This is a genomic window from Mycolicibacterium parafortuitum (assembly GCF_010725485.1).
In the GTDB taxonomy this organism is placed as follows: Bacteria; Actinomycetota; Actinomycetes; order Mycobacteriales; family Mycobacteriaceae; genus Mycobacterium.
In genome coordinates this window covers 2,302,985-2,320,013 of sequence record NZ_AP022598.1, presented here as the reverse complement: position 1 = coordinate 2,320,013, position 17,029 = coordinate 2,302,985, and the positions used below count along the sequence as shown (strand labels likewise).

The 17,029-nt window shown below is 69.1% G+C and carries 16 protein-coding genes; 6 read left to right on the top strand and 10 right to left on the bottom strand.

The window, feature by feature from the left end; translation table 11 throughout:
* Positions 1–68: 68 nt before the first annotated feature.
* The 4 genes from NTM_RS11015 to NTM_RS11000 are packed head-to-tail and all read right to left on the bottom strand — an operon-like array spanning position 69 to position 4,173.
* A complete protein-coding gene (locus NTM_RS11015) occupies positions 69–563 on the bottom strand; it encodes a glutathione peroxidase (RefSeq protein ID WP_104862821.1) in 495 nt (164 codons plus the stop codon).
* Between the two features lie 10 nt (positions 564–573).
* Positions 574–1,155 (bottom strand): TetR/AcrR family transcriptional regulator, encoded by a 582-nt coding sequence (locus NTM_RS11010; RefSeq protein ID WP_163766312.1) that lies wholly within the window; start codon positions 1,153–1,155, stop codon positions 574–576.
* Positions 1,156–1,162: 7 nt separating this feature from the next.
* Entirely contained in the window at positions 1,163–3,283 is a 2,121-nt protein-coding gene (locus tag NTM_RS11005; RefSeq protein ID WP_163766311.1) for a S9 family peptidase, read from the bottom strand.
* On the bottom strand, positions 3,280–4,173 hold the full coding sequence (locus tag NTM_RS11000) for a phosphoribosylaminoimidazolesuccinocarboxamide synthase (RefSeq protein ID WP_163766310.1): 894 nt from the start codon (positions 4,171–4,173) through the stop codon (positions 3,280–3,282). Before NTM_RS11000 ends, NTM_RS11005 begins: the two co-directional genes overlap by 4 nt.
* Positions 4,174–4,225: 52 nt before the next feature.
* On the opposite strand from NTM_RS11000, the gene NTM_RS10995 reads away from it, so the two are divergent.
* A complete protein-coding gene (locus NTM_RS10995) occupies positions 4,226–4,858 on the top strand; it encodes a hypothetical protein (protein WP_163766309.1) in 633 nt (210 codons plus the stop codon).
* A gap of 62 nt (positions 4,859–4,920) precedes the next feature.
* Here the strand turns inward: NTM_RS10995 and NTM_RS10990 are convergent, their stop codons facing one another.
* Together NTM_RS10990 and purB are read right to left on the bottom strand one after the other, a co-directional pair.
* Positions 4,921–5,493, bottom strand: coding sequence for a DUF1707 SHOCT-like domain-containing protein (locus tag NTM_RS10990; protein WP_104862419.1), 573 nt, complete (start codon positions 5,491–5,493; stop codon positions 4,921–4,923).
* A 63-nt stretch (positions 5,494–5,556) separates the two neighbouring features.
* Entirely contained in the window at positions 5,557–6,975 is a 1,419-nt protein-coding gene (gene purB, locus NTM_RS10985) for an adenylosuccinate lyase (protein WP_104862823.1), read from the bottom strand.
* Between the two features lie 51 nt (positions 6,976–7,026).
* Between purB and relZ the strand changes: the two genes are divergently transcribed.
* Positions 7,027–8,763 carry a bifunctional ribonuclease/(p)ppGpp synthase gene (relZ, locus tag NTM_RS10980; protein ID WP_163766308.1) on the top strand — a complete coding sequence of 579 codons (1,737 nt, stop codon included), beginning with the start codon at positions 7,027–7,029 and terminating at the stop codon, positions 8,761–8,763.
* On the opposite strand, the gene NTM_RS10975 is transcribed toward relZ, so the two are convergent.
* Both NTM_RS10975 and NTM_RS10970 read right to left on the bottom strand, forming a co-directional pair.
* On the bottom strand, positions 8,760–10,199 hold the full coding sequence (locus NTM_RS10975) for an APC family permease (protein ID WP_163766307.1): 1,440 nt from the start codon (positions 10,197–10,199) through the stop codon (positions 8,760–8,762). The genes relZ and NTM_RS10975 overlap by 4 nt on opposite strands.
* A gap of 201 nt (positions 10,200–10,400) precedes the next feature.
* A complete protein-coding gene (locus tag NTM_RS10970) occupies positions 10,401–11,009 on the bottom strand; it encodes a TetR/AcrR family transcriptional regulator (protein WP_104862421.1) in 609 nt (202 codons plus the stop codon).
* 98 nt (positions 11,010–11,107) lie between these two features.
* Here NTM_RS10970 and NTM_RS10965 point away from each other — a divergent pair, with 98 nt between their 5' ends.
* Positions 11,108–11,959 carry an alpha/beta hydrolase gene (locus NTM_RS10965; RefSeq protein WP_170311973.1) on the top strand — a complete coding sequence of 284 codons (852 nt, stop codon included), beginning with the start codon at positions 11,108–11,110 and terminating at the stop codon, positions 11,957–11,959.
* Between the two features lie 11 nt (positions 11,960–11,970).
* On the opposite strand, the gene purD is transcribed toward NTM_RS10965, so the two are convergent.
* Positions 11,971–13,245, bottom strand: a complete 1,275-nt coding sequence (purD, locus tag NTM_RS10960; RefSeq protein ID WP_163766305.1) for a phosphoribosylamine--glycine ligase — start codon at positions 13,243–13,245, stop codon at positions 11,971–11,973.
* A 116-nt stretch (positions 13,246–13,361) separates the two neighbouring features.
* Here purD and NTM_RS10955 point away from each other — a divergent pair, with 116 nt between their 5' ends.
* The 3 genes from NTM_RS10955 to NTM_RS10945 are packed head-to-tail and all read left to right on the top strand — an operon-like array spanning position 13,362 to position 16,313.
* On the top strand, positions 13,362–14,606 hold the full coding sequence (locus NTM_RS10955; protein WP_163766304.1) for a cytochrome P450: 1,245 nt from the start codon (positions 13,362–13,364) through the stop codon (positions 14,604–14,606).
* 43 nt (positions 14,607–14,649) lie between these two features.
* On the top strand, positions 14,650–15,243 hold the full coding sequence (locus tag NTM_RS10950; protein WP_104862424.1) for a TetR/AcrR family transcriptional regulator: 594 nt from the start codon (positions 14,650–14,652) through the stop codon (positions 15,241–15,243).
* A gap of 44 nt (positions 15,244–15,287) precedes the next feature.
* On the top strand, positions 15,288–16,313 hold the full coding sequence (locus NTM_RS10945; RefSeq protein WP_163766303.1) for an EspA/EspE family type VII secretion system effector: 1,026 nt from the start codon (positions 15,288–15,290) through the stop codon (positions 16,311–16,313).
* Here NTM_RS10945 and NTM_RS10940 read toward each other — a convergent pair.
* Positions 16,310–16,984: a DUF5642 family protein gene (locus NTM_RS10940; RefSeq protein ID WP_163766302.1), complete on the bottom strand. Its 675-nt coding sequence runs from the start codon at positions 16,982–16,984 to the stop codon at positions 16,310–16,312. The genes NTM_RS10945 and NTM_RS10940 overlap by 4 nt on opposite strands.
* Positions 16,985–17,029: the final 45 nt, after the last annotated feature.

Sequence of the window (17,029 nt, the reverse complement as noted above, 5' to 3'; positions counted from 1 at the left end):
CCGCAGTGTGGCGACCCCAGATGTCCGGCCGGTGGATGCCACGGCACGTATGGGTGACGAACGCAGGACTATCGCGGCAGCACGGCCTCGATCGCGGCGACCACCTCGGGAGCGTCCGGGGTGGTGCGCGGGCGGAACCGTTTGACCACCTCGCCGCTGGGGGCGAGCAGGAACTTCTCGAAGTTCCACTGCACGTCGCCGGCCTCGCCGGTGTCGTCGGCGGCCTTGGTCAGTTCGGCGTAGAGCGGATGCCGGTCGGCGCCGTTGACGTCGGTCTTGGCCAGCAGCGGGAACGTGACGCCGTAGGTGGTGGAGCAGAACGTCTGGATCTCCTCCGCGGTGCCGGGCTCCTGCCCCATGAACTGGTTGCACGGCACCCCGATCACGGTCAGCCCGCGGGGGCCGTAGTCCTTGGCCAGTTGTTCGAGCGCGCTGTACTGGGGAGTCAGGCCGCATTTGGACGCGACGTTGACGACCAGCGCGGCGCCGTCGGCCAACTCGGCCAACGTGGTGGGGCGGCCGTCGAGCGTGGTCAGCGGGATCTCGGTGAGCGCAGAAGTCATGGCGCCGACGCTACCCGCGCTCGCCGCCGACATCGGATCCCGGGGCGAACAGCATCCCGGCCACGCGTTGGACGGTGTCGACGGGGTCGGCATGGGTGTCGATCGCCTCGTTGAGCCACAGCATCGCGAACCCGTGCACCAGAGACCACGCCGCCAGGCCGGCGGCCTGGGGGTCGTCTTTGGCGCGTGCGTCGTCGAGTGTCCCGACCCCGGCGGCCAATTCGGTGCCTGCCGCGGTCTGGGCCGCGATGAGCTCCGGGTCGTCGGGGTTGACCAGGGAACGATCGAACATCACCTCGTAGTGGCCGGGGTGTTCCACGGCGAACCGCACGTATTCCAGTGCCGCGTCCAGGAATTGCGGTCCGGACTGCGCCAGTGCGGCCGCCAGCATCCGCCATCCCTGTGCGGCCAGGGCGGTGAACAGGCCACGCCGATCGGTGAAGTGGTGCGCCGGCGCGGCATGGGAAACGCCTGCGGCGCGGGCCAACTCACGCAGTGAGACGCCGTCCGCGCCGCGCTCGGCGACCAGCGCGGCCGCGTGGCCGAGGATGACGGCCTTCAGGTCGCCGTGGTGGTAGCTGCCCCTGGTCATGCGCGGGCTAACCGGAGTGTTCGGCCTTCGCGACGTCGAGGACCCACGCGTACTGGAACGCGGTCTCCTTCCATCGCTCGTAGCGCCCGCTGATGCCGCCGTGGCCGGCGTTCATCTCCGTCTTGAGCAGCACCTTCGCCGCGTCAGCGCTCGGGTCGGCCTGCGAATAGCGCAGCGCGGCAACCCATTTTGCGGGTTCGACGTAGTACACCCTGGTGTCGTTCAGCGACGTCATCGCCAGGATCGCCGGATAGTTCTTCGTCTCGACGTTCTCGTACGGTGAGTAGGACTTCATGTACCGGTAGACCTCGGGGTCTTCCAGCGGATTGCCCCATTCGTCCCATTCGGTGACGGTCAGCGGCAGCGACGGATCGAGGATCGTGGTCAGCGGATCGACGAACGGCACCGCGGCCAGGATGCCTGCGAACAGGTCCGGCGCCATGTTGGCCACCGCGCCCATCAACAGCCCACCCGCGCTGCCGCCGTAGGCCACCAGGTTCTCCGACCGGGTGATCCCGGTGTCGACGAGATGCTGGGCCACCGCGATGAAGTCGGTGAAGGTGTTGCGCTTCTCCAGCAACTTGCCGTGCTCGTACCAGGGCCTGCCGAGTTCGCCGCCGCCGCGCACGTGCGCGACCGCGAACACCATGCCGCGGTCCAGCAGGGACAGCCGCGCGATGGAGAACCGCGGATCCTCACAGGATTCGTAGGCGCCGTATCCGTAGAGCAGCGCGGGCGCCGGGAACTGCAGCCCGGCCCGGTGGATGATCGAGATCGGGACCCGGGCACCGTCGGCCGCGACGGCCCAGTCCCGGCGCTCGACGTAGTCCTCGGGCCGGTAGTCGCCCAGCACCGGCTGTTCGCGCAGCAGCGTGCGTTCCCCGGTGGCGAGGTCCAGATCGTAGATGCGCACCGGTGTGACGAAGGACGTCGCGCCGATGCGCAGTTTCGGTGCGCTCCAGTTCGGGTTGGCCGACAGCCCCACCGACATCAGCTCGGAGTCGAACGAGACGTCCTGCGCCGTGCCGTATCCGGTGTCGGTCAGCGGCCACAACTGGATCCGCGGCAGGGCCTGGCTGCGGTAGCTCAGCACCAGGTGGCTGTCGAACGCGTCGACGGCGTCCAACCGGACGTCGTCGCGGTGGTCGATCAGGGTGCGCACGTCGGTCGGGTCGGCGACCGGCGCCTCGACCAGGGTGAAGTTCTCGGCCCCGTCGTTGTGCAGGATCAGAAAGCGGTCCTCACCGCCGACCACGGCGTGCTCGACCGAATACTCGACCGCGTCGCGTCGCGGCCACACGACGGTGAACTCGGCGTCGGGGTCGGTGGCGTCGGCGTAGCGCAGCTCCGAGGTCACCGCGCTGCCGGCGGCGATCATCAGGTACTTGTTGCTGCGGGTCCGACCCACGCCGATCCAGTACCGCTCGTCGGGTTCGTGGTAGACCTTCTCGTCGGGCGTCTCGGCACCCAGCCGATGCCGCCACACCGTGTCGGGCCGCCACGCGTCGTCGACGGTGACGTAGTAGACGGTCTGGTTGTCGGCCGCCCAGGTGGCGCCCGCACCGATGCCTTCGATCTCGTCGTCGTAGCGCTTTCCGGTCCGTAAGTCCTTGAACCGCAGCGTGTACCGCTCATCGCCCTTGACGTCGACCGAGTACGCCAGGATGTTCCCGTCGATGCTGACGGTGGCCGCACCGAGGGAGAAGAAGTCGTGCCCCTCGGCCTCGATGTTCTCGTCGAGCAGCACCTGCTCGCCGGGGATCTCGGTGTTCTCGTCGAGTTCCGGCGGCGTCCAGTCGTCGGGATCGGTGACGGGGCAGCGGCATTGCACGCCGTACTGCTTGCCCTGGAAGCTGCGGCCGTAGTACCACCAGTCGCCGCGGCGGGTGGGCACCGACAGGTCGGTCTCCTTGGTCCTGGCTTTGATCTCGTCGAAGATCTTCTGCCGCAACGGCGCAAGGTCCTCGGTGACGTGTTCGACGAACGCGTTCTCGGCTTCCAGGTAGTCGATGACGTCCTTGCTGGACTTGTCGCGCAGCCATTCGTACGGATCGACGAAGACGTCCCCGTGATGCTCCCGGCGGGTGTCGACCCGCTTGGCGGTGGGTGGTGCGATGTCACCGCTCACGCGGTGCCTCCAATCCAGTCGTCGAACCGCAGTCCTGAGATGCGTTCGTAGGCTTCGATGTACCGCGCCCGGGTGGCGGTCACGATCTCGGCGGGCAGCGGTGGTGGCGGCTGATCGCCGTTGCGATCCCAGCCCGACTCCGGGCCGGTGAGCCAGTTGCGCACGAACTGCTTGTCGAAACTGTTCTGTACCTGGCCGACCACGTAGTCGTCGGCGGGCCAGTAACGCGACGAGTCCGGCGTGAACACCTCGTCGGCCAGCGTCAGGGTGCCGTCGTCGTCGACGCCGAACTCGAACTTCGTGTCGGCGACGATGATGCCGTTGGTCAGCGCGTGCTCGGCGCCCCGGCGATAGGTCGCCAAGGTGCGGTCGCGCAGTTCTTCGGCGCGCTCGGCGCCGATCAGCGCGACGACGTGGTCGAACGAGATGTTCACATCGTGTTCCCCGAGGTCGGCCTTGGTCGCGGGGGTGAACAGGGGCTCGTCGAACCGGCTCGCCTCGACCAGGCCGGACGGCAGCGCGATACCGCACACCGAGCCCGTCTTCTGATAGTCGAGGAGTCCCGAGCCGGTCAGATAGCCGCGGGCCACCGCCTCGACGGGCAGCATGTCCAGCTGCTTGACCAGCAGCGCCCGGCCCAGCACCTCGGCCGGGATGCGCTCGTCGTCGGGCGGCCCGGCGAGATGGTTCGGCGAGTCGATCAGGCCGAAGAAGAACACGCTCATCGCGGTCAGCACGCGGCCCTTGTCCGGGATCTCGCTGTCGAGGATGTGGTCGTAGGCCGAGATCCGGTCCGTCGCGACGAACAACAGGTGCCGGTCGTCGACGCGGTAGAGCTCACGAACCTTGCCGCTGGCCAGATGCTGGTAGTCGGACAGAGCGGGACGCATCGGGCCAGCCTATCGGTCCGCCGAAGAGCGTCTGTGTGCTGTGATCGATCGCATGAAGTCACGGTGGGTCCCCTACGCGTCGACGCCCGGTCGGCTGCTGTGGCAAGTGGTCAGCGATGTCGTCGTGCTCACCTGGATCTCGATCTGGGTCTGGGTCGGCGCGGCGGTCCATTCGGCCGTGTCCACCCTCGCCGAGTTCGGCTACCAGGTGGAAAGCGGCGCCAACGGCGTCGCAGGCAACCTCGACAACGCCGGGGAAAGCGCTGACGGCGTGCCGCTGGTCGGCGGTGCGCTGGCGGGTCCGCTGCGCGGCGCCGGCGACGCCGCCCGGGAGATCGCCGGCGCAGGCCAGTCGCTGGGTGTCACCGCCGGCTGGTTGTCGTGGTTGTTGGCGCTCGCGGTCGCGGCGCCGCCGATCCTGGCGTTGGTGATGCCGTGGCTGTTCCTTCGGCTGCGCTTCTACCGGCGCAAATGGACGGCGGTGACGCTGTCCTCGACCTGGGCCGGTGAGGAACTGCTCGCGCTGCGGGCGCTGGCGAACCGGCCGCTGCCCAAGCTCGCCGCGGTCAGCCCCGACCCGGTCGGTGCGTGGCGCCACCAGGACCGGATCGCGATCCGCGGGCTCGCCGCGCTGGAACTGCGTGCGTCGGGGATTCGCGCCGCGAACCTCAAGCGCGCCGAATAGCCCGCGGGTTTTCCCGCCCGGGGGCGCCGTCGATCTGTGCGCGCGGGATGTCGCGTCCTGCCCTACTTGAGCAGCCGCCTGAGCGCGGTGCCGAACGGGTGTTTGGCGGTCACCGAGCCGAACCGGACCTTGCCGGTGACGACGACGTGCAGGGACCGCGACGGCGGACTGGAGGTCACCTTCACCGCGGTCGACGACGCGACGTTGCCGATGCCGTTCAGGTCGGCGGTCGCCCCGTCCGGCAGGATCAGCTCGGTCGAGCTGAAGTAGTCGTCGATGTCGATGTGCACGACCGGGCTGTGCAGCACCGCGGACGTGAAATCCAGCGCGGTGGAGCACATCCGGGTCACCAGCTGTATCCGGGCCGGCACGGTCCACTGGCCCTTGCGCTGGATGCTCGACATCCAGCTCTTGAGCACCTCTGGCGGCGCGGGCGCCGGCTGACGCCGCACGTGGGGCAGGTCGGCGATGACGGTGTCCAATTCGCGCCGGGTGCGCGCGGCGAGGACGACGTCGATCCGCTCGGCGTACTCGTCGAGGGTCAGCATCCCCTGGCCCACCGCGTGCTCGAGGATCTGCGTCACCGCGGCGCGGTCGGCGTCCGAGGCCCTGATGTCGGGTTGTCCGGAATCCATCGCACCCAGACTAGGCGGAGCCGCTGCGGCCGACCACCCAATGTCGTTCGCCCTCAGCAGCTCTCACAGAATCGCGCCCGAGGTGTACTTCGCCGCGTCGGGGAAGCGGGCCACCAGGTCGTCGACCTGGGCGACCACACGGTCCACCTGGTCGGCGGCGGCACCGGTGAAGACCTGCTTGTCGGCGAGCGCGGCGTCGAGCGCGGCGCGGTCCAGCGGCAGCCGCGGGTCGGCGGCCAGCCGGTCGAGCAGATCGGGTTCGGCACCCTTCTCCCGCATCGCGAGCGCCACCGCGACGGCGTGCTCCTTGATCACCTCGTGGGCGGTCTCGCGCCCGACGCCGGCGCGGACGGCGGCGATCAGCATCCGGGTGGTGGCCAGGAACGGCAGGTAGCGGTCGAGCTCGCGCTGGATCACCGCGGGGTAGGCGCCGAACTCGTCGAGCACGGTCAGGAACGTTTCGGTCTGCCCGTCGATGGCGAAGAACGCATCCGGCAGCGCGACGCGGCGCACCACCGAGCAGAACACGTCGCCCTCGTTCCACTGCGCGCCGGCGAGTTCGGCGGCCATCGAGCCGTAGCCGCGCAGCACCACCTGCAGGCCGTTGACCCGCTCGCAGGAACGGCTGTTCATCTTGTGCGGCATCGCCGAGCTGCCGACCTGCCCGGGTGCGAACCCCTCGGTGACCAGTTCGTGGCCTGCCATCAGCCGGATGGTGTGCGCCAGCGACGACGGACCGGCACCGAGCTGCACGAGCGCCGAGACGACGTCGTGGTCGAGGGACCGGGGATAGACCTGCCCGACGCTGGTGAACATGTCGGTGAAGCCGAGGAACTGGGCCACCCGGCGCTCCAGGTCGGCGAGGCGCTCGGTGTCACCGTCGAACAGGTCGAGCATGTCCTGAGCGGTTCCCATCGGGCCCTTGATCCCGCGCAGCGGGTAGCGCGCGATCAGTTCCTCGACACGCCGCAGCGCGACCAGCATCTCCTCGGCCGCCGACGCGAACCGTTTGCCGAGCGTCGTGGCCTGCGCGGCGACGTTGTGCGAGCGTCCGGCCATCACGAGGTCGCGGTACAGCGCGGCACGTTCGGCCAGGCGCGCGACGACCGCGACGCCGTGGGCGTGCACGAGTTCCAGCGACCGCCGGATCTGCAGCTGCTCGACGTTCTCGGTGAGGTCGCGGCTGGTCATGCCCTTGTGCACGTGCTCATGGCCCGCGAGTGCGTTGAACTCCTCGATGCGGGCCTTCACGTCGTGGCGGGTGACCCGCTCGCGGGCGGCGATCGAGGCCAGGTCGACGTTCTCCAGCACCCGCTCGTAGTCGGCGACGACGCCATCGGGCACGTCGACACCGAGTTCTGCCTGCGCCTTCAACACGGCCAGCCACAATCGCCGTTCGGCGACGATCTTGGCTTCCGGTGACCAGATGGCCACCATCTCCTCGCTGGCGTAGCGGTTGGCCAGGACGTTCGGGATGCTCACGAACACACAGCTTACGAGCCCCCCTGCCGGGCGATCGGGCACAGTAGGCGCATGAACTTCGTCGGGCTCGACCTTGCGTGGGGTGAGAAGAACCAAACCGGCGTGGCCGTGATCGACACCGACGGGCGTCTGTTGCACGTGGGAGCGGCGACCGACGACGACAGCATCGCCGCCGCCGTCGCCCCGTACACCGACTCCGAATGCCTGGTCGCCATCGACGCCCCGCTGATCGTGAAGAACCCGACGGGCTTCCGCCCCGCGGAGGCGCAGTTCAACCGGGATTTCCAGCGGTTCGAGGCAGGCGCCCGGCCCGCCTTCACCGACCGGCCCGAGTTCAAGCACCCGCGCGCCGCGCGGATCGCCGAACGCCTCGGGCTGGACACGGATCCGAACTCGGCCTCGCCGCGCCGGGCGATCGAGGTGTATCCGCACCCGGCGACCGTCGTGCTGTTCGGTCTGGACAAGACGCTGAAGTACAAGCGCGGACCATTCGAGAGCCGCCACCGCGCACTGCTGCAGTTGATGACGCTGATCGAGGGGCTCGACGATTCGACGCCGAGGTTGCGGGTGAACCGCAGCGTGTCGTGGGTGGAACTGCGCAAGCGGGTCGAGGCCGCGACCAAGCCCAGCCACCTCGACCGGGACGAGGACCCCGTCGACGCGGTGATCTGCGCCTATGTCGGGCTGTACTGGTATCACCGGCCGCAGGACGTCACCATCTACGGCGACCACGCCTCCGGCTACATCGTCACCCCGTCGCTGCCGCCGGACCGGTTACCCGAGACCCCGCCGCCGGCGCCGAAGCCGCGGATCCGGGCCCCCGAGTCCGCGGGCCCGTCGGCGGCGGTCGCCGAGTACGCCGCCCGGCGCCCGGCCCTGGTGGAGGCCACCGCCCAGTACCTGGAGTTGGTGACCGGACTACTCGACGACGCCGGCATCAACTATCTGTCCGTCGCGGCGCGCACCAAGAGCGTGGACTCGTTCGCCGCCAAGGCCGAACGCCGCGGCCCCGACGGGACGCCGCTGTTCACCGAGCCGCTGGTGGAGGTCACCGATCTGATCGGGTTGCGTGTCATCACCTACCTGCGGGAGGACGTCGACACGGTGGCCGAACTGCTCGCCGAGGAGATGCGTCTTCTCGACGACCGCGACATGGGTCAGGAGACCGCTCGCGAGGGCCGCTGGGGCTACGCCAGCAGGCATCTGCTGGTCGGGGTCGAGGGCATTCAGCAGCCGGCGTCCATCCAGGTGCGCACCGTGCTGCAGCACGCCTGGGCCGAGTTCGAACACGAGATCCGTTACAAGGGTTCGATTCCCGCCGCTCATGTGCCCGATCTGGACCGTCGCTTCACGCTGGCCGCGGGTCTGCTCGAGCTCGCCGACCGCGAGTTCTCCGCGGTGCGCGAACGGCTACGGACATCGCTGCCCGAAACGGCCACCCCCGAAACCACCAGCGATCCGCGGATCCCGACGCCGGTGTTGGCCACCTATCTGGGCAACCGGTTCCCGGATGCCGGGTGGTCACGCACCGACCACTACACGTGGATCGCGGGGCTGCTGCTCGACCTCGGCATCGACTCGATCGACGAGGTCGACACGGTGCTGGCCGGCATCGACACCGAGGCCGTGAACGCGGCGATGGACTATCGCTACCCGGCCGGGGCGGTCCGTCGCCTCGACGACGCCCTGCTGGCCATCTACGGCCCGGAATACATTGCCCTGGAGGGCAATTCGCACCGCGTCAAGTTGCTGGAGACGCGGTTGGGCCGCCTGCACCAGGAGTCCTAGTCGGGCATCGATCCCAGGGTGGTCGGGTCGGTGATGTGGCCGTCCTTGATGCCGAGCTGTTTGTTGATCTGCTGGGTCAGGAAGAACAGCACGATCCCGATGACGACCAGGCCCCCGGCGACGATGTACTGCTGGGCGGGCCGGCCCGAGAACGGCAGCACGAGATACAGCGAGACGACGAACCCGATCACCGGCAGCGCGGTCGGGGTCTTGAAGTGCCCGCCTGCCTCACGGACATCGCGGCGCAGCACCAGCACCGCGACGTTGACGACGGCGAACACCGCGAGCAGCAGCAGACTGGTCGTTCCGCCGAGGATGGCGATCGCGTTGCTGCTCGCGGCGGTCGACACGTAGATGATCAGGCCGAACGCGATCACCGTGGTGAAGATGATCGCCACCCACGGCGACAACCGCTTCGGGTGGACCAGCCCCAGCACCGGCGGCAGCACGTGCTGGCGGGCCATGCCGTAGATGAGGCGGCTGGCCATCAGCATGTTGATCAGCGCGGTGTTCGACACCGCGAACATCGTCAGGAACGGCAGGATGGTGTCGATCGGCAGGCCCGGAGCTCCGGCGCGGACCACCTCGACCAGCGGGGTGTCGCTCTCCTCCAGCTTGCCGATCGGCACCAGCGCCACCGCGACGATCGACACCAGGATGTAGACGACACCAGCGATCGACAGACCCGAGAGCAGGATCTTCGGGAACGTCTTGACCGGGTCCTTGGTCTCCTCGGCCATGTTCACCGAATCCTCGAAGCCGACCATCGCGAAGAACGCCAGCGAGGTGGCCGCGGTGACCGCCAGGAAGGTGTTCTTGTCCTCGGCGGTCTCGAACGCGACGATGCGGGAGAAGTCGACGTCACCACCGCCGGTGAACGCCCACAAACCCACGGCGATCACCAGGATCAGGCCGGTGATCTCGACGATGGTCAGTACGACGTTGAGCTTGACGCTCTCACCGACACCGCGATAGTTGATCGCGGCGAGGGCGGCCATGAACAGCAGCGCCAGGATCAGCACGCCGGCCTTCGGTGCGTCCTCCACTCCGACTCCGGTGAAGAAGTTCGCCGCGAACGCCCTGGAAGCCGTTGACGCCGAGGTGATCCCGGAGCACATCACGATGAACGCGACCAGGAAGGTGATGAAATGGATACCAAACGCCTTGTGCGCGTACAGCGCAGCGCCGGCGGCCTGCGGGTACTTGGTCACCAGCTCCAGGTAGCTGAACGCGGTGATCGTCGCGACGGCGAACGCGATGAGGAACGGAAGCCACGCGGCGCCACCGACTTCGGCGGCGACGTCGCCGACGAGCGCGTACACGCCGGTGCCCAGGATGTCGCCGACGACGAACAACAGCAGCAGGCCGGGGCCCATCACCCGCTTGAGCTCGGGTTGTTTCTCGGAGCCCTTCGGGCCGGCGGTTTGTTCTGACATCACGCCCTCCTCACCGACTCGCGCAGATCACTCATCATCGAACAGCGCGTCGGGATATGCGGTACCAACGCGATAAACCGTGCCTGTGACGTGTCCGTGGCGAGATGCGTGAGGTGACCGCACCCGTATCGAAGGCAGCGCGCAGCGCCCCGGCGTTTTTCACCCCGACGGTTTAACCGAAGCCGGCGGAATGCAAACGCCCTAGTTGAACGGGGCCAGCACATCGATCACGTCGATGAGCGTCGCCCGTGCCGTCGCGCGGGGGCCGTCCCCGTCGCCGACGAGCGCCGCGACCACCGCGCCGTCGACGGCACAGACCAGTGCGGTGACCAGTTCGGTGCGCACGGACCGGCCGGAACGTTCGACGACCTCCACGACCGCGTCGCTGCGCTGGCGCAGGATCCGGCGCTGGATTTCGCGTAGCCCGGGTTGGCGCGCGCAGGCGATATACCGTTCGTAGCGCGAGATCACCTGTTCGATGACGCGTTCGGGATTGTCGCCGATGAGGAGGTCGACGAGGATGTCCGCGGTCGCCTCCGCGCCCCGGCGGCGCCGGGACAGCGCGGTGACGCGGTCGCGCAACTGTGCGCTCTCGCGCAGCCCGACGTGCTCGACCGCGCATGCGATGAGATCTTCCAGCGAAGAGAAGTAGTACGTCGTCGAGGCCAGCGGCAGCCCGGCGCGGCGCGCGACGGCGCGGTGCCGCACCGCGTCGAAGCCCCCTTCGCAGAGAAGGTCCGCGGCTGCACTGACCAGCGCATACCGCCGACGTTCTCCCTTGGGAGTGACCGCTGCCGTCACTCGTAGCATGCTGCCAGCCGCGGGGCCGTCGGCACCGGGGTTTCGGCGAATCCCAGGGCCCCGGCCGGCCGGCCGATCGGCGCGGCGGCACGGCGGCCGGTGGCAAGATGTCGCCCATGCCGATGATGAACCGCCGGGGCATGCTCGCGCTCGGCCTGCGCGCCGGGCTGATCGCCGCGGCGGGCACGGCCGCCGTGGCCGCGGTCGACTCGGCGCCGGCCTCGGCCGCCCCCGGCGCGTCCACGAGTCCCGCCGGATACGCCACCGGCTCCTTCGTGTCCGCGGCACGCAACGGGACGACGGTGAACTGGGCAATCGCCCGCCCGCCGGGCCAGACCGTGCCGCTACGGCCGGTGATCCTGCTGCACGGCAAGGACTCCTCGGCCGGCACGGTGATGTCGATGGGCGTCGAACGGTTTCTCGCCGACGCGGTGAGCGCGGGGCTACCTCCGTTCGCGATCGCCGCGGTGGACGGCGGTAACGGCTACTGGCACCGGCGCGCCTCCGGAGACGACTCGGGGGCGATGGTGCTCGACGAGTTCCTGCCGCTGCTGGCCGACGAGGGGCTCGACACCTCCCGGGTCGCGTTCCTCGGATGGTCGATGGGCGGCTATGGTGCGATGCTGCTCGGATCCCGACTGGGTCCCGCCCGCACCGCGGCGATCTGCGCGGTCAGCCCGGCGCTGTGGACCGCGCCGGGCGCCGCGGCCCCGGGCGCGTTCGACAGCGCCGAGGACTACGCCGCCAACAGTGTGTGGGGCCTGACCGGCCTCGACGGGATCCCGTTGCGCATCGACTGTGGTTTCGACGACCCGTTCGCCGCGGCGACGCAGCAGTTCATCGCGCAGTTGCCGACGCCGCCCGCCGGCGGGTTCTCCCCCGGCGGACACAACGCGGCGTTCTGGTCCTCCCAGCTCACGCCGGAGCTGACCTGGGCCGCGCCGCTGCTGACGGCCTGACCTTCTGGCCGCTAGCCCGGCAGCGAGATCCGGCCCTCGGCCGCGGCCTGACCGATGTCGTGACGGAAGTGGCTGCCCGGCAGGCGGATACCGGCGATGGTGTGGTACGCGGATTCCCGCGCCGCGGCCAGATCGGCGCCGACCCCGACGACCGCCAGCACCCGGCCACCCGAGGACACCACGCTGCCGTCGTCGCGGCGCGCGGTGCCGGCGTGCAGCACCCCCGGCGCGTCCGCGCCGTGGATCACGTCACCGACCCGGGGCCGGCCGGGATAGTTCTCCGCGGCCACCACCACCGCGACCGCGGATCCGTCGCGCCACTGCAGAGGTGGCTGTTCGGCCAGTTCCTCTGTGGCGGCGGCGCGCAGCAGTTGACCGAGCGGCGAGTCGAGCAGGGCGAGCACCGCCTGGGTCTCGGGATCGCCGAAACGGCAGTTGAATTCCACGACCGCGGGACCGTTGGAGGTGATCGCCAGGCCGGCGTACAACAGGCCGGAGAATGCGCTGCCGCGCCGGACCATCTCGGCGGCAACGGGTTTGACGATCTCGTCGACGATCTGGCGGGTGACCTCGGCGGGCAGCCACGGCAGCGGGGTGTAGGCCCCCATCCCGCCGGTGTTGGGTCCGGTGTCCCCGTCGCCGACCCGCTTGAAATCCTGCGCGGGCAACAGCGGAACCACCGTCTCACCGTCGACCACACAGAACAGCGACACCTCGGGACCGTCCAGGAACGACTCGAGCAGCACCGGATGACCGGCGTCGAGCAGGCTCGCGGCATGTGCGCGGGCGGCGTCGCGGTCGGTCGTGACGACAACGCCCTTGCCCGCGGCGAGGCCGTCGTCTTTGACAACCCACGCCCGCTGGCCGGCCGGCGGACCGAAGCGGTCCAGCGCCGCGTCGAGGTGGGCGGGATTGTCGACGATCTCGCTTCCCGCGGTGCGCACCCCGGCGGCGGCCATCACGTCCTTGGCGAACGCCTTGGACCCCTCGATCCGGGCGGCGTCCTTCGTCGGGCCGAAGCACGCGATACCCGCGGCGCGCACGGCGTCGGCGACGCCGAGCACCAGCGGCACCTCCGGCCCGATCACCACCAGATCGGCCCCGACCCGCTTGGCCAGCGCGACGACGGCGTCACCGGAGGTGACGTCGAGGTCGTACTGATCGGCGATCGAGGCGGTGCCGGCGTTGCCGGGCGCGACCGACAATCCGTCGACCTCCGGGTCTCGGCGCAGGGCAAGCAGCAGCGCGTGTTCACGGGCTCCGGATCCAACTACCAGGACGTGCACAGATGCCCACCCTAGTGGCAACGGGCCGGGCGGCATCCATCCGATTCGGCCATACAATTGTGAAGTCAGTGTATGGTCGGTCCTGAGTGCCGTACCTCACAGAGGAGTGAACGCCGATGACCGTCGAGAATGCCGCGGCGACGAGTTGCCCGTTTCTCCCCCGGGGATACGACTTCACCGATCCGGATGTGCTGCTCAGAGGCATTCCGGTCACCGAGTTCGCCGAGCTGCGCAAGACCGCTCCGGTGTGGTGGAACGCGCAGGAGGAGTCGATCTTCGACGACGGCGGCTACTGGGTGATCTCCCGCCACGAGGACATCAAGGCGATCTCCCGCAACGGGTCGGCGTGGTCCACCAATGCCAAGGGCGCGGTGATGCGGCTGCCCGACGGGGTCACCGCCGAACAGCTCGACCTGACCAAGGCACTGCTGATCAACCACGACGCCCCCGAACACACCCGGTTACGCAAGATCATCTCGCGACTGTTCACCCCGCGTGCCGTCGCCGGCATGGAGGCCAAGCTCGCCGACGCCGCCCGCGAGATCGTCCGCCGCGCCGCCGAGAAGGACCGTGGCAACTTCGTCGACGACGTCGCGACGATGCTGCCCCTGCAGGCGATCGCCGATCTGATCGGCGTCCCCGAGGGCGACCGCGAGAAGCTGTTCGGCTGGTCCAACGCGATCATGAACACCGACGACCCGGACTTCGACTCCGACCCGACGATGGCCAACGCCGAGCTGATGGGTTACGCGTACACGATGGCCGAGGAGCGGCGCCGCTGCCCGGCCGACGACATCGTCACCCGGCTGATCCAGGCCGATCTCGACGGCGACTCCCTCGGCGAGGTCGAGTTCGCGTTCTTCGTGATCCTGCTCGCGGTGGCCGGCAACGAGACCACCCGCAACGCGATGACCCACGGCATGAACGCGTTTTTCGACAACCCCGACCAGTGGGAGCTCTACAAGCGGGAGCGGCCGGAGACCGCGGTCGACGAGATCATCCGGTGGGCCACCCCGGTGCACTGCTTCCAGCGCACCGCGCTGGACGATGTCGAGGTCGGTGGGGTCACGATAGCCAAGGGACAACGGGTCGGGTTGTTCTACAGCTCGGCGAACTTCGACGACGAGGTGTTCGCCGACCCCTTCACCTTTGACATTTTGCGGAACCCGAACCCGCACTTGGCCTTCGGCGGTAACGGGGCTCACTTCTGCATCGGCGCGAATCTGGCGCGGATGGAGATCAAGTTGATGTTCGACGAGATCGCCGACCAGATCCCCGACATCTCGAAGCTCGCCGAGCCGCAACGGCTGCGCTCGGGCTGGATCAACGGGGTCAAGGACCTGCAGGTCGCCTACAGATAGCCGACCGCGGGATCCCGTCCGGCAGGTGGCCTAGAGTTCGTTCGTGCGCACCCACGGATGGTCAGGAGCCAAACCGGCCTCCGACGAGGAGGCCGTCGCCCGGATCCTGGCCGCGGCGGGCAAGGTGATCGAGGATCGCGGCGCCGACTTCAGCATCTCCGACGTCGCGCGCACCGTCGGCGTGACCCGCCAGACGGTGTATCGGTACTTCCCGTCCACGGAAGCCCTGCTCGTGGCGGGGGCGGTGCACGCCGTCGACGGCTTCCTCGAACGCCTGACCGCGCATATGGCCGGTGTCACCGACCCCCGCGAGGCTGTCGCAGAGGCGGTGGCGACCGCGCTGGAATGGCTGCCCCGGGAGAAGTACATCGGCCTGATCATGGTGCCGGGCCGCTCGACGCATGTGCAGTCGGTGACCTCGGACATCGCGTTGCGTTTTGCTCGCGACATGGTCGGGCGGCTGGACGTCGACTGGGCGCAGGCCGGTTTCGACGAAGACGAACTGGGCCAGCTCTCCGAGCACCTGCTGCGCATCATCCAGTCGTTCGTCCTCGACCCAGGACGCCCACCGCGCCACGGCGACGAGCTGCGCGGCTATCTGCGGCGATGGGTCGGCAACGCGATACTCCCGCACTGAAATTGGTGCCCAAGGGCCCGCGGCGCGCGTCCTAGACTCGAGAAATGAGCGTGCTGGCCGGCTTCTTGACGACATGGTCACGGGCCCGCGCGACCTTCGGTGCCGGAATCCCTCAGCCGGGCGGCGGATTCGACGACAGCCCGACATTGCGTGCGCTGGAGACCGACGCCCGGTCGGCGGGTCCGGGCGCCGACTGGAGCGGCACCGCAGCCGAAGCCTACGACGCCAGGAACGCCCGGCACGCCCGCATCCTGGGCAGGCTGGCGGACCTCGACCGGCGCGTCGGCGCCGAGGTAGACCGCTCGGCCGCTGTGGTCGCCTACGGACGCGAGCGGCTCGACGCGATCCGGCAATGGGTGACCGACGCCGCGGCGTCGGTGCCGAAAGGTGCTGTCGGGGAGCAGATGTTGGTACCCATCGTCGGCAAGGGCTCCGGAGCGATCGCCGAGATCGTCACGACGTCGAACAGCGAGCTGGCGGTGATCGCCGAGCGGATCCGCGGGCTCGGGGCCGAGTACGCCGGGCTCGGCGAGCCGACGACAGTTGCCGGGGTCGGCGAGCCGACGAAAGTTGCCGGCACGGACGACGGGGTCGAGGCCCTCGGAGTCGGTGACGATGCCGAAACCGACGGTGCCGTTGCGGAGACCACGCTGGATCTGGCCGACATCGTGTATCGAGCCCCGGGCGAACTGGGCAGGCCGTGGGAGATGGAACTGGTTGCGGGATCCGGGGTCTGGGTGCCGGACCCGAACGCACCCGGATACCGGCCCAAACCGCCCCGTGCCCCACTGGGTCTTGACGACATCGTCTACATTCCTGCGATTCCGGACGAATACGGCAAGCTCCCGTTGGGGCCGGCGAATCACATGGAACTGATTCCCGGTTCGGGCGCCTGGGTTCCCGACCCGAACAGCCCCGCGTACCGGCCCTCGATTCCCGAGGCGCCGGTCGACCTGTCGGAGATCCGAACCGGGGTCGATCCGAACGCGTTGATCCCCGCGGGCACCGTCGAGCTCTGGCCCCATGCCGGGATCGTCATGCCGGACCCGGCGCTGGGCCGTCCGCGCTAGCGGCCCCGCACGGCCGCAACGGCTTTGACGAGAAGGTCCGGCACCAGCGGCTCGTACTCGGCGTCTCGGTTCAGACGGGCCTGGACGCTGACGTACACGTGGCTTTCCAGACCCTCAGGGTCCTCCAGCAGCGCGCCGTAGTAGTAGTCGGTCAGCGCATTCTCGTCGACCTGGTTCTTCAGCGCCACCAGGCCGGCGTCGTCGATCGTCGGAGGAGTCAACTGCTGCACGGTCCCCTCCACGTGCAGCTGCGGCGCGGAGTACCGGAATCGTTGGCAGGCCGGATTCATCAGCTCGCTGGTCTGCACCGTGTCGGTGTACGCAACGATCCGGATCCCGCCTTCGCCGCGCACGGGATCACCGGAGACCCGCATGCCACTCGCCCCGGGCTGGACCTTCACCGGCTTCAACTGCAGCACGCACTCCTGCGGGTCCGCCTCGGCGGGTGTCCCGAAAAGAACGAAGTCCTCGGCGATCTCGGTGTTCTTCTCCGGATAGCGGGTCAGCCGGCCGGTCTGGACGATGTAGTCGGCCTCGGGGATCTCGGCGGCGACCTCGGAAAGCCGGGACAGGTCGAGCCCGGATTGCGCCGTCGACGCGTCAGGCTCCCCGCACGCGGTTGCCGCCACCGCCGACAGCACGATCACCGCCATCAGTCTCGCCGTCGCCACCATCGGTCCAGCCTAAACACGGCGGCCCGCCCCTCCGCGCACCAA